This is a genomic window from Gymnodinialimonas phycosphaerae (assembly GCF_019195455.1).
GTDB lineage: Bacteria > Pseudomonadota > Alphaproteobacteria > Rhodobacterales > Rhodobacteraceae > Gymnodinialimonas > Gymnodinialimonas phycosphaerae.
Genome location: NZ_JAIMBW010000001.1, coordinates 1,267,741 through 1,289,483, shown reverse-complemented (window position 1 = coordinate 1,289,483; position 21,743 = coordinate 1,267,741). Strand labels below are relative to the sequence as shown.

Below are 21,743 nucleotides of genomic sequence, written 5' to 3'. Positions count from 1 at the left end.
ACGGGCATCGTCGAAGAGCGCGAGGAATTTGCAAAAATGTTTGATGCGGACAGGCAGACAGCCCGCAAAAAGCGCCGCGTGCGGCTGCTGGCCCTGTTCGGCTGGCGGCGGGTTGATCAGCCCGCTGTCACGACCCGACGCACCAGAACTGCACCGCCCACCCCTGGCGCGGATACCGTGGCGAGCATTCGAGGGAGGTCACGGTGATTTCAGCCCAATCGGGAATGACGGAATTGCCAAGCCCCTGGATGCCGCCGCGATCCTCATAGGTCCAGCCGGGATATCGCCCGGCACGGGCCCCCGGCGCGTCGTCGGCCCACGCGTTAATGTTCTCGATGGAAGCGCCGACGGTCGCTTCCGCCCAACCGGGCGCGAAGCGCTGCGGCCCGAAGGCCTGCACCACGGCATCAAGCAGGCCGATGCGCCGGCTCACCAATTCGGGGCGCTCAAAAAACAAGGTGGAATGCCACGTTATCAGAACGATCTCTCCCGCAACCTCAAGGGCCGCGATGTAGGACACAAGGGATGTGTCGTCTTGATTTTAGACGTGGATTTGCGCGCCGTCGAAGCGACTGGCCGCAGCGGTGAGGACCTCTTGAGCGATCGCGGGGTCGAGGCCACGCAGGTCTTGGCTGACCGCACGGCGCCAGACGTCGTCGATGGTAAAGCTGCTAGGGCGATACGGCTCCCCCCGCTGGTCGTGGATCGCGGTAAGCTCAGCAACCGTCAGCTCGCTTGCGGGCACTGCGAGGAGGGCAAATAGCCCGAGGAGGAGCGAGAGAAGCGGTTTCAAACGGTGTATCCATGGCAAAGGGGATCGGGACGCCCATCTTGGGCGCAGGGGCCCCCTTGGCAAATGCGATCCATCGGTGCATGCCTCGGATCATGACACAGCGTTTTTCCTTCACCCTCAACGCCACCTCGGGCCGCGCCCGCACCGGCGTGATCCAAACCCCGCGCGGCGACATCCGCACGCCTGCCTTCATGCCCGTGGGCACGGCGGCGACGGTAAAGGCGATGATGCCCGAAAGCGTCGCGGCCACCGGCGCGGATATCCTGCTTGGCAACACCTATCACCTGATGCTGCGCCCCACGGCAGAGCGGATCGCGCGCCTAGGTGGGCTGCACACCTTCATGAACTGGGACAAGCCGATCCTGACGGATTCGGGCGGGTTTCAGGTGATGAGCCTCGCCGATTTGCGCAAACTGACCGAAGAGGGGGTCACCTTCCGCAGCCATATCGATGGGTCCAAACATCTTCTCAGCCCCGAACGCTCGATGGAAATTCAGAAGCTATTGGGCAGTGATATCGTGATGTGTTTCGACGAATGCCCCGCACTGCCCGCTGACCGAAAGGCGCTTGAAGACAGCATGCGGTTGAGTATGCGGTGGGCTGCGCGGTCCAAGGAAGCGTTCGGTGATCGTCCCGGCTATGCGCTGTTTGGCATCCAGCAGGGCGGGTTGGAACAGGACCTGCGTGAGGAATCGGCCCGCGCCCTGCGCGAGATCGAGTTCGATGGCTATGCCGTCGGCGGCTTGGCCGTGGGCGAGGGGCAGGAGGCGATGTTTGCCTGCCTCGATTTCGCGCCGGATCAACTGCCCGTCGACAAGCCCCGTTACCTGATGGGCGTGGGCAAGCCCGACGATATCGTCGGTGCCGTGAAGCGGGGCATCGACATGATGGACTGCGTGCTGCCGTCCCGCTCGGGTCGGACCGGGCAGGCCTGGACGCGGCGCGGACAGGTCAACATCAAGAACGCGCGCCACGCTGATGATCCGCGCCCCTTGGATGAACATTGCAGCTGCCCGGCGTGCACGAACTATTCGCGCGCGTATCTGCACCACGTCTTCCGCGCGCAAGAGATGATTTCCGGGATGCTGCTGACCTGGCACAACCTGCATTATTATCAGGAGTTGATGCAGGGGATGCGCGACGCGATCGCGGCCGATGACTTCGCCGGGTTCGAGGCGCGGTTCCATGCCGACCGTGCACAGGGCGATATCGAGCCGAAAGGATGAAGTAAGATGGGACGAGCGCCCGATACTCCGGAACGGGTCGAGCGCCAGCTGCGGACAGCAACAGCCTACGATATTGGGTTGGCTGACCTTTTGTCCTGAGGTGACACGCTTGGCGGCGGCGATCAAAGCGTCTTTTTCATGCTTTCATGGTTGGAATCGATGACGCGAAAAGATTCCGCGGCCGATCAACCGCTACTCACGCTAAGGCCCTATGTAGAGGTTGAGCAGCGCACCCAGTATGCCTTGCGCCAACTTGTCCACGACCTAGAACAGGGGCTCTCGATTATTCAGGAAATCTGTACAGAGTTGTAATCGTTGTCGGAAAACGATCCAAGTTTCGAGGCACTTGTATTCGCCGTCAAGGCACGACCGCTAAATGAGATCATGCGGACGGGCGTATCTCGTTCTGACTTCAATGCAAAAGGTGCAAGATGCATTGAAATTCTGGCGTCCCTTGAATTAGCGCTTCGCAGCCGCTCATCGGTTGATGCAGCGCATGTGCCAGTGGGTGAGGTGACCCGGGATTGGCCCTTGTTTATGTGGGGGCATTCTCGGCCATCATACCTGAAGAGGGTTGCAGGCGAACCCCAGCGTGCCGAATAGCGCCTGTTGGTGTAGGCTTTGGATCGACATATTGAGGTTTCTACCATGACATTCCATCCCAAGCCCCAGACCAAGGACATGAATAACGAACTAGGGCCATGTCGTGGCTGAGCGCACGATCATACAAGCCCACGGAGCGGCCTTGGCCAGCGTGATTGCCGCAATGGTTTTTGGCGGTCTCGCGACCTTCGGATTGCGCATCGTGGTCGTGGCATTTCAGGTGGACGCTGCCGGGCTTTGGGTCTGGGGCCTTCTTTGCGTTTCACTGCTGCTTCTATGGGCGGTGATCCATGTGCTTTGGAACGCTTTCGGGATATCGCTGATCGTCTCGGCTGGTGGCATTCGCAAACCCGGACCGTTCCGGGGCTTGCGCCTGCCCGCCGTGGGCTTGCAGATTGGCCGCCATGACACGACGCGGACGAACTTGAGCAACTCCGGCGCGTCCACTGCCCTGCGCAGCTTCAAGACGACCGAGTTCTGGGCGTTGGCACCGGGCAAACGGGCGGCCCTGATCTGGGACGGTCCCCGCGATGCGCCGCAGATCGCCCGCATCGAAATGGCGATCGCACAGACGCTGCGCATCCCAGTGCAATCTATGTCGAAAGGTGGCACATCCGGCTTTCCCGCGGGCCAGTAATCCACAGCATTTTGGGGCTGATTGCCTCTGACCCTCCAAGTCTGGGTTGTGCAGGACGCCGTGGACGGGCACATTGTCCGCAACGAAATGGTGTGCCTTTCGCTTGAAACACCCCCGCATCAGCCCCACGTTAAGGCATCCTGAAGATGGAGGGGGCTAGGTTGCCGCAAGGCGGGGCCCGGACCCTCGGCCAAAGACAAAGGAAGACAGCATATGTCTGACCAAACGATCTACCCCGTCCTGCCTCTGCGCGACATCGTCGTGTTCCCGCACATGGTCGTGCCGCTTTTCGTGGGCCGCGAAAAATCCGTGCGCGCGTTGGAAGAAGTGATGCAGGACGACAAGCAAATCCTGCTGTCGTCGCAGCGCGATCCGGCTGAAGATGATCCCGGCACCGACGGGATCTACCAAAACGGCGTGCTGGCCAATGTGCTGCAGCTGCTGAAATTGCCAGACGGCACCGTGAAGGTGCTTGTCGAAGGCCGCCGGCGTGTGCGGATTGAGGAATTCACTTCCACCGACCCGTTCTTCGAAGCCATCGCCACCGAGTTGGCCGAAGCTGCGGGCGATCTGGAAGCGATCACCGCGCTCACAAGGTCCGTCGCGGAAGAGTTCGAAAAATACGCCAAGGTGAAGAAAAACGTCCCCGAAGAGGCGCTGACCTCCGTGTCGGAGGCCCATGATCCGGCGAAGCTCGCCGATCTGGTATCGGGCCACCTGGGGATTGAGGTGGAGCAGAAGCAGGAGCTTCTGGAAACGCTCGAAGTCGCCGCGCGGCTGGAGAAGGTCTATGGCCTGATGCAGGGCGAAATGTCCGTTCTACAGGTCGAAAAGAAGATCAAGACCCGCGTTAAATCCCAGATGGAGCGGACCCAGCGCGAGTATTACCTGAACGAGCAAATGAAAGCGATCCAGCGCGAGTTGGGCGATGGCGAAGAGGGCGAAGGCGAAGTGGCCGAGCTGTCCGAGCGGATCGCCAACACCAAGCTGTCGAAAGAGGCGCGTGAAAAGGCGGACGCAGAGCTGAAGAAGCTCAAGAACATGTCCCCGATGAGCGCCGAGGCGACGGTTGTGCGCAACTACCTCGACTGGATGCTGTCGATCCCGTGGGGCGTGAAGTCGCGCGTGAAGAAGGACTTGGGCCGGGCCGAGAAGGTGCTGGATGACGATCACTATGGCCTGGAAAAGGTCAAGGAACGGATCGTCGAATACCTGGCGGTGCAGCAGCGGTCGAAAAAGCTGAAGGGGCCGATCATGTGCCTCGTCGGCCCTCCCGGCGTGGGTAAGACCTCACTTGGCAAGTCTGTGGCGAAGGCAACGGGGCGCGAGTTCATCCGGATCTCCCTTGGGGGTGTCCGCGATGAGTCCGAGATCCGCGGTCACCGCCGGACATACATCGGCTCCATGCCCGGCAAGATCATCCAGGCGCTGAAGAAGGCGAAAACGACGAATCCGCTGATCTTGCTCGATGAAATCGACAAGATGGGGCAGGACTTCCGGGGCGACCCGGCGTCGGCAATGCTTGAGGTGCTGGACCCGGAACAAAACTCCACCTTCGTGGATCACTATCTTGAGGTCGAATATGACCTGTCGAACGTGATGTTCCTGACCACGGCGAACTCCTACAACATGCCGGGCCCGCTTCTGGACCGGATGGAGATCATTCCGCTGGCGGGCTACACCGAGGATGAGAAGGCCGAGATTGCCAACCGTCACCTAATCGCCAAGCAGGTCAAGAACCATGGCTTGAAGGCGAACGAATTCAAGCTGGAGCCCGAGGCCCTGCAAGAGATGATCCGCACCTACACCCGTGAGGCGGGTGTGCGGAACCTTGAGCGTGAGATCGGAAAACTCTGCCGCAAGGCCGTGACCAAGATTGTGCGCAAAGAGGTTGAAGAAGTCGTCATAACCCCCGAAAATCTTGGGGAATTCCTGGGCGTGAAGAAGTACCGCTACGGCTTGGCCGAGGATGCGGATGCCATCGGTGTTGTCACCGGTCTCGCCTACACGTCCGTGGGCGGCGACCTTCTGCATATCGAGGCGTTGAACCTGCCCGGCAAAGGGCGGATGAAGACGACCGGTAAGCTTGGTGATGTGATGAAGGAATCCATCGACGCGGCGGCCAGCTACGTCCGCTCCATCGCGCCCGAGATCGGGGTGAAGCCGCCCAAGTTCGACCGCATGGACATCCACGTCCACGTGCCGGACGGCGCGACGCCCAAGGATGGGCCAAGCGCGGGTCTGGCGATGGTGACCTCCATCGTGTCGGTGCTGACGGGCATTCCGGTGAAGCGTGACATCGCCATGACGGGTGAAGTGTCGCTGCGTGGCAATGCCATGCCCATCGGCGGCCTGAAGGAAAAGCTGCTGGCGGCGCTGCGGGGCGGGATCACCACAGTTCTCATTCCGAAAGAGAATGAGAAGGACTTGGTCGAGATTCCCGACAACGTTAAGGAGGGGCTGACCATCATCCCCGTCACCCACGTGTCCGAAGTCTTGTCCCATGCGCTGACCCGCGCCCCCGAACCGATCGAGTGGGATGAAGCGGCGGAAGAGGCAGCCGCCGCCGCTGCTGCCATCGCGCGGGGGGGCGAGGGTGCGACCACCCATTGAAGTGACGCATGAAGCTCGCGTCGTAAGGCCTTGAAATGGAAAGACCCGCCGCCCTCACCGGGCTGCGGGTCCTTCTGTTTTCCGGGTCAGGCCCCCGCTCGCCGATACCGGCGACGCTGGGAGTCCAAAGCCGTTTTAGCCGTGGTGCAGCATGAGCAGGATGAGCAACGCGAAGGCCGGAACGAAGATGCCTTGGTTGGACGCGGCGGTGTCGACGATGACGACTTCCTGCGGCACTTGTGGTACAACGCCACCGGCGTTGGCTGCGGTTGCGAGGACGGCTACCGCTGCCGCAGCGATCAAGATTTGTTTCATGGTATTCCCCCAGGAATAGAGTTGAGAATTGGGACGCGACCTTGCAGAGCCGCGCTCAACGCTAATATTGGCAAGAACCGGCTTACTCGATCAATGCGCGTCGCGTGCAGGGGGATGTTTGCCGCTGTAGAAAACCGTAAAAGTGGCGCTAAAGCCACGATTTTAGGGGCAAAAGGCCGGATTGCCCGGTTTGATTGTGTCTTCTGAACAACGCCAAGGTCCCGATTTGCCCCTGTAAAGCGCTGATTCGTTGCGTTGTGTTCATGGCCCCGCCCATGCTTGCGCCATCACGTTCATCGCCGAAGGGCCCTCGACCACATGTCAGACCTCCATCGCAGAACCGTGATTTTCGGAGCGGTCGCTGGCCTCGCCACGCCCTTCGTCGCGCAGTCTGCCCTGGCGCAGGGTATGCCGCGAAGTTTTGCCGGGCGCGGGCCGATTACCCGCGGCGAGGCGGCTACGATCACCCGCATTCCGACAGCGCAGCCCCTTGTTGCGATGACCTTCGACGATGGACCGCACCCTAATCTGACGCCGCAACTGCTTGACATGCTGCGCGCGCGTGGGATCAGGGCGACGTTCTACGTCATTGGTCGCAATGCTGCCCGCTTTCCGCAGATCCTCCAGCGCATGGTGGCCGAGGGGCATGAAATCGGCAATCACACATGGTCACACCCCAGCCTTCACGGCCATTCCGATGCCTCGGTCCTCAGCCAGGTCGACCGCACCAACCGTGCTGTGTATGACGCCGTCGGTCGCCCGCCGGTGACCATGCGCCCGCCCTATGGAAACCTCTATGACCGTCAACGGCTTATGCTGTTCGAGACCCGTGGCATGCCGACAGTCCTGTGGTCCGTGGATCCGCTGGATTGGCAACGCCCAGGGTCGGCGGTCGTGTCGCAGCGCATTATCGGCAGCAGCCATTCCGGTGCCGTGATCCTGGCCCACGACATCCATCGTGCGACCGTACGGGCCATGCCCTCGGCGCTGGACGGCGTCACGGGGCGTGGCTTCCGCTTCGCCACCATGTCGGAACTGATCGGCTGGCCCCGTTGGGACCGCCGCCGCCTGCGCTTGGTCGAAGCAACATCTTGACGCCGTTTAGCGGGGCAGGGTGGCCCGATCGCTCTATTTGCGCTAAGCTGTTTCAAGAATAGAAACAATTTGCGCCTTGCCCGCCCCGGGCAAGAGCGCAGAGATCAGAGCAAGAGGCACCTTCCATGGCGACATCGACCAAACCCCGCAAACGCAAATCCACCTCTGCCGGGCCGCGTCGCACCGGCACGTTGGGCGTCACAACCTCTGCGCCAGCCGCAGAAGCGCCCGCCGACGTCACGCCGGCGGAAGACGTGACCGCACCCACAACGGATACCCCGAACGCAGAGGCCGCACCGGCCCCCGAAGATGACCGCCTCAAACGCCCGGACCTGATCGAAGCGGTCGCCAAGCGCGTATCGTTGAAGCGCTCCGAGGCGAAGATGGTCTTCGATGTCGTCCTCGATGAGATTGGCAAGGCGCTTGACGGCTCCGATGAAATCGTGGTGCCGCCGCTCGGCAAATTGATGGTCAAGAAGCGGCTTGAAAAGCCCGGTGGCGACATGCTGACCCTGAAGCTGAAGCGCGCCCAGGCGGACCCCGCAGCCGGTGATGTGGCCCCCCTTGCAGAGGCGGAAGAGGACAGCTAAAAGCCCCCTAGGTTGGGTGATTAGCTCAGTGGTAGAGCGCTTCGTTCACATCGAAGATGTCAGGAGTTCAAATCTCTTATCACCCACCAACCTTCCCGTTTGATTGATCCTTGGGCGCTTGGTGTGACTTCCAGCTACCCCCCGATTTTCGTGCTCCGCCATGGTGAGACGGTCTGGAACCGCGAGGGCCGGTTTCAGGGCCATCTTGATGCGCCACTGACCGCACGGGGGAGGGCGCAGGCTATGCGCCAAGGGCTGATACTGCGCGATACCGTCTTTGCAAGCTATCCCGATTGCGCCGTACTGCTCAGCCCTCTGGGGCGGACCCGCAAGACATGGGATATAGCGGCGGAGGCGGCGGGGCGCGCAGGCCACCCCTTCCGGATCGAGCCGCGTCTGGCAGAGGTCCAGATGGGCGACTGGCAGGGCCGCTTGCGCGATGAGGTCCTGACAGAGGATCCCACCACCGGCGCGCAGCCCAACCTTTTCGAAATTTCCCTGAACACCCCCGGTGGCGAAAGCTACGCCGCCCTCAAGACGCGGCTTGAGGCGTGCCTAGGCGACATCGCCGGTCCTACCATTTGCGTCACCCACGGGATCACGTCGCTGATCCTGCGCGGGCTGGTGCGGGGCCTGTCGCGTGAAGACATGGCCGGGCAGGGCCATGATCAGGGCATCGTCTACGAATTGGCAGATGGGCAAGAGTACCGTCTGGAAGGCGCAGCCAGCGATTGATCGCGCCCGAGGCAGATTGCCCCTTGTCCGCGCCCATATCCTCGGGCTATCACCCGGCGCGTAGGGTCGTTAGCTCAGTTGGTAGAGCGCTTCGTTTACACCGAAGATGTCGGGAGTTCGAGCCTCTCACGACCCACCACCCCTCTCCTTTGCACGACATGGCACATGCCGCCACCGCGCCGTGCCCGGCCTTTGGGGGTGCCTGCCATTCCACAGTTGACCATCAGACGGCTTCCCGACCAAACTGTGGCTATCCCTTGCCTCCGGAGCCCGCCATGCAAGACCCGAACGCCCCGCCCAAGCCCATCAACGCGCCCGGTCATGGCCAGCCGCTGCAACCGGCCATCATTGTCTATGCCCTCTACGGGGCGGGTATCTTCATTCCCTTCGCGGCACTCGCCGGGTTGATCTATGCCTATGTGGAGAGGGGGCGCGATCCCGTGCTCGACAGTCATTTGAACTTCCAGATCGCCACCTTCTGGTGGGGCCTTCTTATGATGGTCGTAGGCTTCGTGCTGGCCTTTATCATTGTCGGGTTTCTCGTCTGGGCGTTCTGGATCGTCTGGCTTGTGGTGCGGCTTGTCACCGGGTTTCAATTGGCGCAGGCCAATCGACCGGTTTCCGCAGTGGAGACGTTTGGGCTCAAGGCGGTTTAGGTGCAAATTCGCACAATAAGCGCGCAAGAAGCTGGAATTGGCGCAAATCAGCACAGGATATAGGTATAGCGCATCCATTCAAGGAGATGCGACATGAGTTGGAACCCGATCCTCGACACGCACTACCCCATCGGCAATGACGTGGACGCGATCGAGACCGTCATCGTGCCCCGCGCGCGCGACCTCGGCGATTTCGAGGTGCGCCGCGCGCTGCCTGCCCCCAAGCGGCAGATGGTGGGTCCCTTCATCTTTTTCGATGAAATGGGCCCGGCCGAGTTCCTCACGGGGCAGGGCGTCGATATTCGACCGCACCCCCACATCGGCCTGTCCACCGTCACGTACCTTTTTCAAGGCAAGTTTCACCACCGCGACAGCCTTGGCACCGATCAATGGATCGAGCCCGGTGCGGTGAACCTGATGACCGCGGGCCACGGAATAACGCATTCCGAACGGGTCGATGGCGGCATGCTGACCGCGCCCTACACGCTGGCGGGCCTCCAGACCTGGATCGCGCTGCCAAAGGACGCCGAAGACGGCGAACCCACTTTCGTTCATGCGCCCAAGACAGATCTGCCGTTGCTGGAGGGAGAGGGCAAGCAGCTGCGCCTCATCCTCGGGAATGCCTATGGCGAGGCTGCGCCCGTTGTCACGCCCTCCAACATGTTCTACGCCGATGCCCTGCTGGAGGCGGGCGCGAGCCTGCCGATGCCTGAGGACCACGAGGATCGAGGCGCCTACGTGCTGGACGGTGCGGTCAGCGTTGCGGGGCAAGTGTTCGAGAAAGGCCAGATGATGGTCTTCCGCCCCGGCGACAAGATCGCCATGACCGCAGGCGACCAGGGTGCCCGCGTGATGGTCCTGGGCGGTGACACCATGGACGGCCCGCGCCACATCTGGTGGAATTTCGTGGCGTCCTCCAAGGACAGGATCGAGGCGGCAAAAGAGGCCTGGCGCGAAGGCGACTGGATGCACGGGCGCTTCCAGCTGCCGCCAACGGACAACGCAGAGCATATTCCGCTGCCGGGATGATAGGCGCGCATTATCTGGACCGTTTTGATATCTGGCCTAAGGTTTTTCGCATCATGCCATACGGCCGCCTCTTGCAGCGATCTTGGCGTCAATGACCGGCCCACTGGAAGACCCGTCGCCGGGAATGCTCCAGACCGTGGTGTCCCCCGATCCGGCCATTGACGACAGGGGCGTCGTTCGGGGCATCGAAAGCGATGGACAGGTGCGCGGCCTGTTCGGCTTGCAGAGCAAGGACGGAAAAGAACGCTCTACCTTTTTGCGGCGCAACGATGCGGTGGCTCTGATCTGTGGCGAGCGATGGTTATGGGTGCGTGAGAAGTTCTTGCCCGATTTCCACGAAACCCTGACCGACAGAGCACCGCGTTTGACCTAGGCCCAGGGGGCGCGGGCCTCCTTTGCGACTTGCGTCGCGCGCGCGCGCCATGCACCGTCTGCCCCATGGATCTCCGCCCCGCGCAGCCTTCTGATTTGCCTGACATCGCGCGCCTGCACGAGGCGAACTGGCGGCGTGACTACGTGGACTTTCTGCCCGCCGTGGCCCTTGGTGCGGCGTTGCATGCGGATATGGCCGGGGTCTGGGGCGTAGACGCGCTGAACGTACGGCGCGTGTTCGTGGCGCGCCAAGGGGATGCACTTTTGGGGTTCGCCGCCACGCTTGGGGAAGATCCGCAAGGGGGCACCTTCCTCGATAGCATGCACGTCGCGCCCTCGGCGCGGGCCCAGGGGATCGGGCGGGCGCTGATGTCTGCGGTCGCCGTGCTTGCCGTACCTGGCCCCCTGAGCCTGGAGGTGCTTTGCGCCAACACCGACGCCCGCCGGATCTATCGTCGCTGGGGCGGGCAGGAGGGTGCGGAATTCGACGATGAGATCCTTGGCTATATCGTGCCCGCCGTTACCGTCCGATGGGACGACACCGTGCGCCTCGTCGACCGGCTTAGCGGTTGCGCCCCATGAGCGCGCCCGTCGTCTCTGTTGATGCCACCCCGGTCCGCGCCATCGCGCTGATCCTGATCGGCATGGCCTGCATCTCGGTCAACGACATGCTGATCAAGCTGCTCTCGGGGGGCTACCCGCTGCATCAGATGGTGTTCATCCGCTCGGTCATCGGGATCATGGCCGCCAGCGTTTTCGTCTGGCTGGAGGGCGGCTGGCGCATCCTCAAAACCGAACGCCCCGGCCTGCACCTGATCCGCGCCCTTCTGATCGTGTCGGCCAACATGATTTATTTCGCGGGCCTCTCGGTGCTGCCCTTGGGCCTTGCCACCGCGCTGTTCTTCGTGGCGCCGCTGTTCATCACGCTTCTGGCCATTCCGGTGCTGGGGGAAGCTGTGGGTCGCCACCGGATCACCGCTCTGTTCATCGGGTTCACGGGTGTCGCGGTGATGATGCTGCCCGCCACCGATTGGTCCGACATCCCCCGTGCCGCGCTTCTGCTGCCGGTGATCGCCGCCGCCTGCTACGCGGGAATGCAGGTGATGACCCGCAAACTGGGCGCGAAATCCGCCGCCTCTGCCATGGCGATCTACATCCAACTGGCCTTTATCGTGGTGTCGTGCGTGTCCTATTTCGCGGTGGGGCATGGCCGCTATGCCGAGGGTCTCGACAGCGAAAGCCTGATTTTCCTGCTCCGCGCCTGGGTCTGGCCCGCGCCCGAGGATATCTGGAAATTCGCAGTGCTTGGCGCGATGTCTGCCATCATCGGCTATTGCCTTTCCGCCGCCTACCGCCTTGGCAATGCCGCCACCGTGGCCTCTTACGAATACGCGGCCCTGCCGATGGCCATCATGCTTGGCTGGATCGTGTTCGCCGAGCGTCCGGGCTGGATCATGCTGCTTGGCACAGCCCTCATCGCGGGCGCGGGCCTTTACGTCTTTGCCCGCGAGCGCCACCGCGCCGCCCCCGGAGAAGTCCCAGGCCCCGCCGCCGAGCGTCCCCTGCGCCGAGGCTGATCCGCCCGCCCGAAAGAAACCCCGAATTCGCCCCAACCCCGCGCTTGACCCCACCGCGCACCATCGCTATCTCCACGCCCACGCGCGGTTGTAGCTCAGTTGGTTAGAGTACCGGCCTGTCACGCCGGGGGTCGCGGGTTCGAGTCCCGTCAACCGCGCCATTATTCTCCTCTTGTTTGCCCTACCGCGCTTCGCGCTACTTGAGGGCGGGGGAATCGCGCTGGCACCTTTCGGAAGTGTTAACGACGAGATTTGTGTGTCCTTCGGGATCCGCAGCAAGGGCGGGCAGGGGGCTGAGATCATCGCCGGCCGGGCCCTGGCTCGGTATGCAAACCCGCTCATATTGGCACCCACCGCTCAAGCGCAGAGTTCTTCGGCCATACGTCAGTTTCCCGCTTGACCGCATCGCGCGTCGCCGTTATCCCGCACCTCACGCGCGGTTGTAGCTCAGTTGGTTAGAGTACCGGCCTGTCACGCCGGGGGTCGCGGGTTCGAGTCCCGTCAACCGCGCCATTTTATCCCCCTCTTGTTTGACCTATGGCCCTTCGCGCTACTTGAGGGTGTTTTTTCTGGTCCTACCGCCCTGGGGGCTACTTGAGGACGACATTTTTTTGCTCTAACGCGCTTCGCGCTACTTGAGGACGCCCTTTATTGCCCCACCGCGCTTCGCGCTACTTGAGGGCGTGGCTATTTTTAACCTTCCGCCAATGCGCTACTTGGGGGCGGGCAGCCTGACCTGACGCGCGCCACGCGACGGGGCGGGTATTTGTTCTTTGGCCGTCCCGCGCTAGAATGCCTACTGCATGGCCCGATTTCTGTTCATCGTGATCCTTACCCTATCCGTCCTGCCTGCCACCGCGCAGGAGGCACCATTGCGGTTTCCGCTAGGGGGGGTGCTCGGGCTGGCAAATCAGGCCTACCTCGATCGCAACAGCTTCGAGCGCGCCTTGACCACGCTTTTCCCCCTCGCCATCTCGCCCGAGCGGCCCCCTTACACCGCTCCGATTGATCCGTTTCTATGGAGCCTCAGCGGGTCATTCGGCGGCACCGGTGCGCATCCGAGGCCGGGTGCAATATTCGAATGCACCCGCTATGGCCTCGCCACGCGAGAAGTCTTCGCAGCCGAGGGCATGTCTTCGGCGCGCACTTTCGCCCTGATGCGATACGCGCGGCCCCAGTTTGACGACGCGACGAACTGGCCCGAGGGCGCCGTGGCGCGGCTCCATTGTGTCTTTGTGTGGGATGACGTGCGGGTGGTGGAGATCCTGCCGGAACACGCCTCTCGTGCCTTGCTTGCGACCCTGTTCCAGACTCTCACCGATCAACCCAACCCGTCGCAGGTCTACGGCGAGGCAGGATACAGGATCGACGCCACAGGGGGCCCGGATGACAGCGTGGTGCAGGTCGAAAGTGCGCGTATGACACTGACCCTCGGCCATCAATCGCTGTCGTTTCGCAGCTTCCTGATGGCCGGCGGGTCCTGACCGTCAGCCCCGGTGGATCCAGCCACCCCCGAAGATCCGTCCACCTTCCGGCGCATAGAAGACGCAGGCCTGGCCGGGGCTGACGCCTTCTTCGGCCACGATAAGCTCGACCTCCGCCTCCGTCGCTGAAATCGGGCGGATGGTGGCCGCACGGGGGGGACGTGTCGAGCGGATCTTGACGTCCAATTCCCAGGCGTCCCGGCTGTCGAAAGGGGCGTCGCCCAACCAGTTGATCTCGCGCACGGGAACCGTGCGGGTCGAAAGCATGTCCTTTGGGCCGACGATCACCTGGCGGCGGTCGGGGTCCAGTTTCACCACGTAAAGCGGGTCGGCCAGCCCACCAATACCAAGGCCCCGGCGCTGACCGATGGTATAATGGATCACGCCGCGATGCTGCGCCAGCACATTGCCATCGACATCCACGATGTCACCCGGATCGGCGGCACCGGGGCGCAGTTTCTCGATCACGGCGGCGTAATTGCCATTGGGCACGAAGCAGATGTCCTGACTGTCGGGCTTGTCAGCCACACTCAGCCCGTATTTTGCCGCCAGGGCCCGCGTCTCAGCCTTGCTTTCCAGATGACCCAAAGGGAAACGCAGAAAGTCCAACTGCTCCTGCTTGGTGGAAAACAGGAAATAGGATTGATCGCGCGCGGCATCGGCGGCGGAATGCAGCTCGGCCTTCCGGGGGCCCATCTTGCGCTGAATATAGTGGCCGGTGGCCATGCAGTCGGCGTCCAGATCCCTGGCCGTCTCCAGCAAGTCCTTGAATTTCACCCGCTCATTGCAGCGGATGCAGGGGACCGGCGTGGCCCCGGCCAGATAGCTGTCGGCGAATTCATCGATGACGGCGTCCTTGAAAACGTTCTCGTAATCCAGCACGTAATGGGGAAAGCCCATCGTCTCGGCGACGCGTGCGGCGTCCTGAATATCGCGGCCCGCACAGCACGCACCCTTCTTGGCCAGCGCCGCGCCGTGATCGTAAAGCTGCAAGGTCACGCCCACGACGTCATAGCCCTCATCCGACAACTGAGCGGCAACGGCAGACGAATCCACGCCCCCCGACATGGCCACAACGACGCGCGTGTCGGCAGGGGCCTTAGCAAAGCCTAACGAATTGAGGCCATTTGGCCGGTCGAGTGCCATGGGGTCTTCCTGATCAAGGGGGTCTGAGGGAAAATATAGGGAAAAGGCTTCCTATCGCAAGGCGCGCTTACCCGATCTTAAACCTCATGGCCCATCACTCTTGCAGATGAAGAAAAAATGAGGCCGAGATGTATATCAGGAAAATTCAGGGGCCACACACCGTGTCACTGCCCGATGGCAGCACAATGACACGGTCTGACTTGCCCTCTCCGACGACAACGCGCTGGGTGGCCAGCCGAAAAGCCGCCGTTGTGCGTGCGGTGTCTTGCGGGCTATTGAGCGCGAGCGATGCGATTCGCACCTACTCCCTCTCGGAAGAGGAGTTGGAGTCGTGGCGCGTCGCCGTGGAGCGTCACGGCGAAAAAGCCCTGAAAACAACGGCAATTCAGCAATTCCGCGAAAAAGAATAAAAAAGAACTTGAGGTTTTTGCGAAATCTAGAGGTGTAGGTAACTTGGTGTTAACCATTTGGACCAAAACTAGGCCAAACGGATGAGAGCCACCTGGAGATAAAGCGGATGCGCGTACTGTTAGTCGAAGACGATCCAACCACCTCGCGAAGCATCGAAATGATGCTCAAGCACGCGAACCTCAATGTCTACTCCACTGACCTTGGAGAAGAAGGGATGGATCTCGCGAAGCTTTATGACTACGACATCATCTTGCTTGACCTCAATCTACCTGATGTTTCTGGCCACGATGTTCTGCGCCACCTGCGCACGGCCAGGGTGGAAACCCCGATCCTGATCCTGTCGGGCCTCGACGATCCGGAAAACAAGCTCAAGGGGTTTGGCTTTGGTGCCGACGACTACCTCACCAAGCCGTTCCACAGGGAAGAACTCGTGGCCCGCATCCACGCGATCATTCGCCGCTCCAAGGGACATGCGCAGTCGGTCATCAACACCGGCCTGATCTCCGTCAATCTCGATGCGAAGACCGTTGAGGTGGATGGCGCGCCAGTGCATCTGACTGGCAAGGAATACCAGATGCTGGAATTGCTGTCGCTGCGCAAGGGAACGACCCTGACCAAGGAAATGTTCCTGAACCATCTCTACGGTGGCATGGACGAGCCAGAATTGAAGATCATCGACGTCTTCATCTGCAAGCTGCGCAAGAAACTCGCCGAGGCCACCGGTGGCGACACCTACATCGAAACGGTTTGGGGCCGCGGTTACGTGCTGCGCGATCCGGTCCCGTCGTCGGGCGACATGGACCTCGGCATGGTCGCCACGGGCTAATTGCCAAACCACAGTGTCCCGGCACGCCTTTGAAGTGGGGGCTTTCAATTGGACTTGCGTGAGATGACGCTGGAAGCGGCGCGGAGAGATCCGGGCCGCTTTTTTTTGAAGCACGTGAAAACCGTTCAATCGCCGAGTGACGGCCCCAAGGACCGCCCAAATCGGCCATGATCCCCGGCCATGTGCGGCTCATCTCTGGACCAATCCGCCTCTGCCTCCTATCACCATGGCAATAGCTTTGCAGCTTCGGGGGCGCGCGCATGTCACATCCAGATCAAGAAACCGCATTGCTTGCGGCCAAACTGTCCCCGACCGAGGCCGCCGCGCGACTTGCGGAGTTGGCCCGCCTCCTGGCCGAGGCCAACTCCGCCTACCATGGCGCCGATGCGCCAGAGATGACCGACGCCGACTACGACGCCCTGAAGCGTGAAAACGCGGCGATCGAAGCTGCATTCCCCGACCTCAAACGCGCCGATAGCCCCTCGGATCAAGTGGGCGCCGCCCCGTCGGAGGGTTTCGCAAAGCTCACCCATAGCCAGCGCATGTTGTCTCTTGCCAATGCGTTTGAGGCCGCCGATGTGGTCGATTTCGTCAGCGGCATCCGCCGCTACCTGAACCTTGCCGCTGACGCGCCGCTGGCCTTCACCGCCGAGCCCAAGATCGATGGCCTGTCTTTGTCCCTGCGGTATGAGGACGGCGAACTCGTCTCCGCCGCCACACGCGGCGACGGCGCAGTCGGTGAAAACGTCACCGCAAATGCCCGCACCATCGACGACATCCCGCAGACCCTGCGCAATGCCCCCGCCGTTCTGGAAGTTCGCGGTGAGGTTTACATGAGCCACGCGGATTTCGCCTTCCTCAATGATCGCCAACTGACGGCAGGTGCAAAACCCTTCGCCAATCCCCGCAACGCCGCCGCGGGCTCGCTGCGCCAACTGGATTCGTCGATCACCAAATCTCGCCCGCTTCGCTTCTTTGCCTACGCTTGGGGAGAGGTCAGCGCGCCCCTGGCGGATACGCAATCCGCCGCCCTCACGCACCTGAAAACCCTCGGGTTTCAGATCAACGACCGGACAAGGACCTGCCACAGCTGCGAGGAGATGCTGGCGCATTACGCCAGTATCGAGGAGGGGCGTGCCGAGCTTGGCTATGACATCGACGGCGTCGTCTACAAGGTCGATGACCTCGACTACCAGCGCCGCCTCGGCATGCGCTCCACCACGCCGCGATGGGCGATTGCGCACAAGTTTCCAGCGGAACTGGCGTGGACCACGCTAGAGGCCATCGACATTCAAGTGGGCCGCACCGGCGCGCTCAGCCCCGTCGCGCGGCTGACGCCCGTGACGGTCGGCGGCGTCGTCGTCTCCAATGCGACCCTTCACAACGAGGATTACATCGCGGGCCGTGACGCCAACGGCGGGCCGATCCGTGACGGGAAGGACATCCGCGTGGGCGACCGCGTGCAGGTCTACCGGGCGGGCGATGTGATCCCCAAGGTCGCCGATGTGGACCTGTCCAAACGACCCGCCGACGCCAAGCCCTACACCTTCCCAACCCAGTGCCCGGAATGCCAATCCGACGCGATCCGTGAAGAGGGCGACGCCATCCGCCGGTGCACCGGTGGCCTGATCTGTCCCGCGCAAGCCGTCGAAAAGCTGAAACATTTCGTCAGTCGCGCGGCCTTTGACATCGAGGGCCTCGGTGCAAAACAGGTGGAGGCCTTCTACACCGACGGCTGGATCGCAGAGCCTGCGGACATCTTCAAGCTGAAGGAAAACTACGGCCAGGGCCTGCAACAGCTCAAGAACCGCGAGGGCTGGGGCGAGAAGTCCGCCAGCAGTCTGTTCAAGGCCATCGACGACAAGCGCACCATCGCGCTGCACCGCCTGATCTTTGCCCTCGGCATCCGCCATGTGGGCGAGGTCGCCGCCAGCGATCTGGCCCGGCATTTCACGACATGGGCGGCTTTGGCCGCGACAGTTGACGCGGCCGCCCCCGCGGCAGAGGCGCATCTGCGCGCCGAGGACGCCATCCTGGCCGAGCGTAAGGCCGCCGCCGATGAAGGTCGCCGCGCGTCTCTTCAGCCCCAGCGCGACAAGGCCTGGGCCGATACGCCCGCTTCCACGAAAGCGGCGTGGGACGACTTGACCGGCATCGACGGCATCGGCGCGACCGTGGCCGTTTCGCTGGTCACGACCTTCCAGCAAGCGCGTGAACGGGCCTCCATCGACCGGCTGATCGACCAACTTGTTGAAATCCAGGCACCCCAGGCGCGCGCCACCCAAAGTGCCGTCTCGGGCCTCACGATTGTCTTCACCGGCGCGTTGGAACGGATGACGCGGGCCGAGGCCAAGGCGCGGGCCGAGGCCCTTGGCGCCAAGGTTTCCGGCTCGGTCTCGGCCAAGACCGACATCGTCGTCGCAGGGCCGGGGGCGGGCTCGAAAGAGAAAAAGGCCCGAGACCTGGGGATCGAACTGCTGACCGAGGATCAATGGTTGGACCGCATTGGCGATGGCTGATCATATCCCCAAAGGCCGCCCCGAGATTCTGTTTCCGCTTTTTGCCGGGCTGGAGACGTTGGACGGTGTCGGCCCGAAGACCGCCAAGCACTATGCTGGAATACACGTCGAAACGCCGCGTGACCTGATCTTCACCCTGCCCGCAGGCGGCCTTGACCGAACCCGCCGCGCCTCCATCCGCGAGGTGCCGCTGCCCGGTCCCGCCACCGTGGAAGTCACCATCGGCACCCACATCAAACCCAAAGGGCGCGGCCCCTACCGGATCGAGGTCGAGGACGCGCAGACTACGTTCCACCTGATCTTCTTTCACGCGCGCGGCGATTACCTGGAGCGCGCGCATCCCCCCGGCGCGCGGCGCGTCGTGTCCGGCAAGGTAGAGCTTTACGACGGCATCGCCCAGATGGCCCATCCCGATCACATGCTCCTCCCCGAAGAGGCTTTGGGTATCCCGGAGTATGAGCCGGTCTACCCCCTTGCCCAAGGCCTGACGCAGCGCGGCGTCCACAAGGCGGTGCAATCTGCATTGACCAAGATCGATATTCTTGGGGAATGGGCCGACCTGAATACCGTCAAGGACCGGAAGTGGCCCGCGTGGCATGACGCCATCACGGCTGTGCACGCGCCCCGGAACGCCAGCGACCTCAGCCGCGCCGCGCCGCCACGCGAACGGCTCGCCTATGATGAACTGTTTGCGCACCAACTGACCCTTGCGCTGGCCCGGGCCACGCGTCGCCGCAAGGCGGGAATTCAAAGCAAAGGCGACGGCACATTACGTGCCAAGGTATTGAAAGCGCTTCCCTATACCCCGACGGGTGCCCAGACGCGGACAGTCAAGGAGATCGCCGCGGACATGGCCGCGCCGCACCGGATGAACCGCTTGCTGCAGGGCGACGTGGGCTCGGGCAAGACGCTGGTGGCGCTGATGGCGCTGCTGATCGCGGTGGAGGCGGGCGGGCAGGCAGTGATGATGGCGCCGACCTCGATCCTTGCCGGACAGCATTACCTGAACCTCAAGCCGCTGGCTGATGCGGCGGGGGTGGTGTGTGAGATTTTCACAGGCGCCGACAAGGGGGCAGAGCGGCGCGCGAAGCTGGAAGCGCTGAAGCGCGGTGACATCCATATCCTCGTGGGGACCCACGCGGTGTTCCAGGACGATGTCGAATTCAACAGCCTGCGCCTTGCGGTTGTCGATGAACAGCATCGCTTTGGTGTGCGCGAGCGGGTGCGCCTCAGCCAGAAGGGCGAGGCGGCGGACATCCTCGTGATGACCGCCACGCCGATCCCGCGCACGCTGAGTCTTGCGCAATACGGCGACATGGACCTGAGCGTGCTGGATGAAAAACCGCCCGGACGCACGCCGGTGAAGACGGCCCTGATCTCAACCGCCCGGATGGATGAGGTCGTGGCCCATTTGCACCGCGCGCTCGATGAGGGGCGGCAGGCCTACTGGGTCTGTCCGCTGGTCGAGGAATCCGAGGTCTATGATGCCACGGCGGCGGAAGAACGCTTCAAGATGCTGCGTGCGGCGTTTGGAGAGGGCAAGGTGGCGCTGGTCCACGGCCAGATGAAACCGAAAGAGAAAGACGCCATCATGGCTGCCTTCAAGGCCGGTGAAACGCGGGTTCTTGTGGCAACGACAGTGATCGAGGTCGGTGTGGATGTGCCCAATGCCTCGATCATGGTGATCGAGCAGGCCGAGAACTTCGGCCTTGCGCAATTGCACCAATTGCGGGGCAGGGTGGGGCGTGGATCTGCGGAATCGACCTGCCTATTGATGTACCGCGCACCTTTGGGCGAGACGGCGACCCGCCGCCTGCAAGTGATGCGAGAGACCGAGGACGGTTTCCGCATCTCGGAAGAAGATCTTGCGATCAGGGGGGCGGGCGACGTCATCGGCACCGCGCAATCGGGCCTGCCGCGCTTCCGCGTGGCCGATCTGGAAACCCATGGCGCGCTGATGGCCCTGGCCCAAAGCGACGCGCGGGCGTTGTTGACCTTGGACCCCGAGTTGACCGGCGCAAGGGGGCAATCGGCGCGGGTCTTGCTGTGGTTGATGGAGCAGGACAAGGCGATCCGTCTGCTGGACGTCGGCTAGGGATGCGGACGGGTTTCAGAAGTCCAAAAGCAGAACAAAACTCACTTTGTTCTCAAATGTTCTCAAAAAGTTCTTTACAAATTTAATCGAATGTGGGAACAAAGGAACAACAAAGACGTTAGCAAGATATGTTAACCACGACAGGAGACGCCGCCATGATTGCTCAAGCCACACAGATCCTCGCACAGTCCCGCGACACGCTGATGTATGACTTGGGGGGCGTGGTGGCCTTGGCGGCGCTGACCATGGGGATGCTGTATCTGCCCGGTCTGATCTGACGTCTTTACCCAGTTCTACCTGCGATCCACAGGGTTTCGTTTGCGCCATTTGTCCCGGCCCGAACATGATTTGCCTCAACCCAATGTCCCTTGCCTCGGGACGCCTCGGATCTGCATACTTCCGCCGCCATCCTTGTCCGGGGTGCGCGGCGGTTTTTTTGTCCGCGGTCATGTTGAAGGGGCCCGACAAGATCCTTGCAAGGATCTTGACAGTCTTTTGCAAAAGACTGGATGCGCTCAGGCGCAGGCGGCGCGCTCGGCTTCGGCCATGGCCTCTGCGGTGGCGTCGAGTGACAGCATGATGGAGGCGTGGCGGTTGCTGTAATCCCGCGCCGGTTCCAACATCTCGTAGCCCTCCCACGGGGCACCCGGCGCTGTTCCGTCTTCTTTCAGCATCGCTCGCAGCGCATCCCGTGCGGTCTCGATCTCGTTGCGGGTGCGGCCGATGATGTGCTGTCCCAGCAGGGCCGCAGCGGCTTGGCCGAGGGCACAGGCTTTCACATCCTGGGCGAAGTCCGAGATCCGGCCGTCGCTCAGCGACAGGTCCACCGTCACTGTCGACCCGCAAAGCGGCGCGCGTTTCCTGACACTCGCCTGGGGTGCATCAAGCCTGCCGCGATGGGGAATATCGGCGGCCAACGCAAGAATGCGTTGGGAGTAGAGCTTGATCAGGTCGTTATCGCTCGTCATCACTTTGCCTTTCCGGTCCGACTTGCCTTAAGTAGCGGCGCTTGAACAAATTG

Annotated in this window: 22 protein-coding genes and 4 tRNA genes; 21 read left to right on the top strand and 5 right to left on the bottom strand. The window is 62.3% G+C overall.

Translation table 11 applies throughout. From position 1 onward, the window contains the following. Positions 1-127: 127 nt before the first annotated feature. Together KUL25_RS06340 and KUL25_RS06335 are read right to left on the bottom strand one after the other, a co-directional pair. Positions 128-520, bottom strand: a complete 393-nt coding sequence (locus KUL25_RS06340; protein ID WP_257892166.1) for a hypothetical protein — start codon at positions 518-520, stop codon at positions 128-130. 21 nt (positions 521-541) lie between these two features. Beyond that, the gene (locus KUL25_RS06335; RefSeq protein ID WP_257892165.1) at positions 542-745 is read right to left on the bottom strand and encodes a hypothetical protein; all 204 of its coding nucleotides are present in this window, start codon (positions 743-745) and stop codon (positions 542-544) included. 140 nt (positions 746-885) lie between these two features. On the opposite strand from KUL25_RS06335, the gene tgt reads away from it, so the two are divergent. The 3 genes from tgt to lon all read left to right on the top strand — a co-directional run bounded on the left by tgt (position 886) and on the right by lon (position 5,872). Beyond that, entirely contained in the window at positions 886-2,019 is a 1,134-nt protein-coding gene (tgt, locus tag KUL25_RS06330; protein ID WP_257892164.1) for a tRNA guanosine(34) transglycosylase Tgt, read from the top strand. Between the two features lie 706 nt (positions 2,020-2,725). Further along, positions 2,726-3,259 carry a hypothetical protein gene (locus KUL25_RS06325; RefSeq protein ID WP_257892163.1) on the top strand — a complete coding sequence of 178 codons (534 nt, stop codon included), beginning with the start codon at positions 2,726-2,728 and terminating at the stop codon, positions 3,257-3,259. 213 nt (positions 3,260-3,472) lie between these two features. Further along, on the top strand, positions 3,473-5,872 hold the full coding sequence (gene lon, locus KUL25_RS06320; RefSeq protein ID WP_257892162.1) for an endopeptidase La: 2,400 nt from the start codon (positions 3,473-3,475) through the stop codon (positions 5,870-5,872). A 135-nt stretch (positions 5,873-6,007) separates the two neighbouring features. Here the strand turns inward: lon and KUL25_RS06315 are convergent, their stop codons facing one another. After that, the gene (locus KUL25_RS06315) at positions 6,008-6,187 is read right to left on the bottom strand and encodes a hypothetical protein (protein ID WP_257892161.1); all 180 of its coding nucleotides are present in this window, start codon (positions 6,185-6,187) and stop codon (positions 6,008-6,010) included. Positions 6,188-6,505: 318 nt separating this feature from the next. On the opposite strand from KUL25_RS06315, the gene KUL25_RS06310 reads away from it, so the two are divergent. From KUL25_RS06310 to KUL25_RS06250, 13 genes are all read left to right on the top strand, one after another. Then, on the top strand, positions 6,506-7,282 hold the full coding sequence (locus KUL25_RS06310; protein WP_257892160.1) for a polysaccharide deacetylase family protein: 777 nt from the start codon (positions 6,506-6,508) through the stop codon (positions 7,280-7,282). A gap of 125 nt (positions 7,283-7,407) precedes the next feature. Next, positions 7,408-7,872: an HU family DNA-binding protein gene (locus KUL25_RS06305; RefSeq protein WP_257892159.1), complete on the top strand. Its 465-nt coding sequence runs from the start codon at positions 7,408-7,410 to the stop codon at positions 7,870-7,872. A gap of 14 nt (positions 7,873-7,886) precedes the next feature. Further along, positions 7,887-7,961: transfer RNA gene (locus tag KUL25_RS06300), tRNA-Val, on the top strand. Between the two features lie 61 nt (positions 7,962-8,022). Further along, a complete protein-coding gene (locus KUL25_RS06295; protein WP_257892158.1) occupies positions 8,023-8,607 on the top strand; it encodes a histidine phosphatase family protein in 585 nt (194 codons plus the stop codon). 63 nt (positions 8,608-8,670) lie between these two features. Next, positions 8,671-8,746: transfer RNA gene (locus KUL25_RS06290), tRNA-Val, on the top strand. Between the two features lie 136 nt (positions 8,747-8,882). Then, on the top strand, positions 8,883-9,263 hold the full coding sequence (locus KUL25_RS06285; RefSeq protein WP_257892157.1) for a DUF4870 family protein: 381 nt from the start codon (positions 8,883-8,885) through the stop codon (positions 9,261-9,263). A 93-nt stretch (positions 9,264-9,356) separates the two neighbouring features. Next, complete coding sequence (locus tag KUL25_RS06280; RefSeq protein WP_257892156.1) at positions 9,357-10,292, top strand: pirin family protein; 936 nt, start codon at positions 9,357-9,359, stop codon at positions 10,290-10,292. Positions 10,293-10,383: 91 nt separating this feature from the next. Then, the gene (locus KUL25_RS06275) at positions 10,384-10,665 is read left to right on the top strand and encodes a hypothetical protein (protein WP_257892155.1); all 282 of its coding nucleotides are present in this window, start codon (positions 10,384-10,386) and stop codon (positions 10,663-10,665) included. 65 nt (positions 10,666-10,730) lie between these two features. After that, positions 10,731-11,246, top strand: coding sequence for a GNAT family N-acetyltransferase (locus KUL25_RS06270; RefSeq protein WP_257892154.1), 516 nt, complete (start codon positions 10,731-10,733; stop codon positions 11,244-11,246). Next, positions 11,243-12,241: a DMT family transporter gene (locus tag KUL25_RS06265; protein ID WP_257892153.1), complete on the top strand. Its 999-nt coding sequence runs from the start codon at positions 11,243-11,245 to the stop codon at positions 12,239-12,241. Before KUL25_RS06270 ends, KUL25_RS06265 begins: the two co-directional genes overlap by 4 nt. 84 nt (positions 12,242-12,325) lie before the next feature. Beyond that, a tRNA-Asp gene (locus KUL25_RS06260) sits at positions 12,326-12,402 on the top strand. A gap of 275 nt (positions 12,403-12,677) precedes the next feature. Beyond that, positions 12,678-12,754 (top strand) — tRNA-Asp (locus KUL25_RS06255). Positions 12,755-13,044: 290 nt separating this feature from the next. Continuing rightward, a complete protein-coding gene (locus tag KUL25_RS06250; protein WP_257892152.1) occupies positions 13,045-13,725 on the top strand; it encodes a hypothetical protein in 681 nt (226 codons plus the stop codon). 3 nt (positions 13,726-13,728) lie between these two features. On the opposite strand, the gene mnmA is transcribed toward KUL25_RS06250, so the two are convergent. Beyond that, positions 13,729-14,871 (bottom strand): tRNA 2-thiouridine(34) synthase MnmA, encoded by a 1,143-nt coding sequence (gene mnmA / locus KUL25_RS06245; protein WP_257892151.1) that lies wholly within the window; start codon positions 14,869-14,871, stop codon positions 13,729-13,731. A gap of 128 nt (positions 14,872-14,999) precedes the next feature. Between mnmA and sciP the strand changes: the two genes are divergently transcribed. The 5 genes from sciP (at position 15,000) to KUL25_RS06220 (ending at position 21,000) form a co-directional block, all read left to right on the top strand. Beyond that, positions 15,000-15,281, top strand: coding sequence for a CtrA inhibitor SciP (gene sciP / locus KUL25_RS06240; RefSeq protein ID WP_257892150.1), 282 nt, complete (start codon positions 15,000-15,002; stop codon positions 15,279-15,281). A 107-nt stretch (positions 15,282-15,388) separates the two neighbouring features. Continuing rightward, complete coding sequence (gene ctrA, locus KUL25_RS06235; RefSeq protein WP_257892149.1) at positions 15,389-16,108, top strand: response regulator transcription factor CtrA; 720 nt, start codon at positions 15,389-15,391, stop codon at positions 16,106-16,108. Between the two features lie 260 nt (positions 16,109-16,368). Next, positions 16,369-18,627 carry an NAD-dependent DNA ligase LigA gene (gene ligA, locus KUL25_RS06230; protein WP_257892148.1) on the top strand — a complete coding sequence of 753 codons (2,259 nt, stop codon included), beginning with the start codon at positions 16,369-16,371 and terminating at the stop codon, positions 18,625-18,627. Continuing rightward, entirely contained in the window at positions 18,620-20,722 is a 2,103-nt protein-coding gene (gene recG, locus KUL25_RS06225; protein ID WP_257892147.1) for an ATP-dependent DNA helicase RecG, read from the top strand. Before ligA ends, recG begins: the two co-directional genes overlap by 8 nt. A 155-nt stretch (positions 20,723-20,877) precedes the next feature. Beyond that, the gene (locus tag KUL25_RS06220; RefSeq protein ID WP_257892146.1) at positions 20,878-21,000 is read left to right on the top strand and encodes a hypothetical protein; all 123 of its coding nucleotides are present in this window, start codon (positions 20,878-20,880) and stop codon (positions 20,998-21,000) included. Positions 21,001-21,237: 237 nt separating this feature from the next. On the opposite strand, the gene KUL25_RS06215 is transcribed toward KUL25_RS06220, so the two are convergent. Continuing rightward, positions 21,238-21,690 (bottom strand): iron-sulfur cluster assembly scaffold protein, encoded by a 453-nt coding sequence (locus KUL25_RS06215; RefSeq protein WP_257892145.1) that lies wholly within the window; start codon positions 21,688-21,690, stop codon positions 21,238-21,240. Positions 21,691-21,743: the final 53 nt, after the last annotated feature.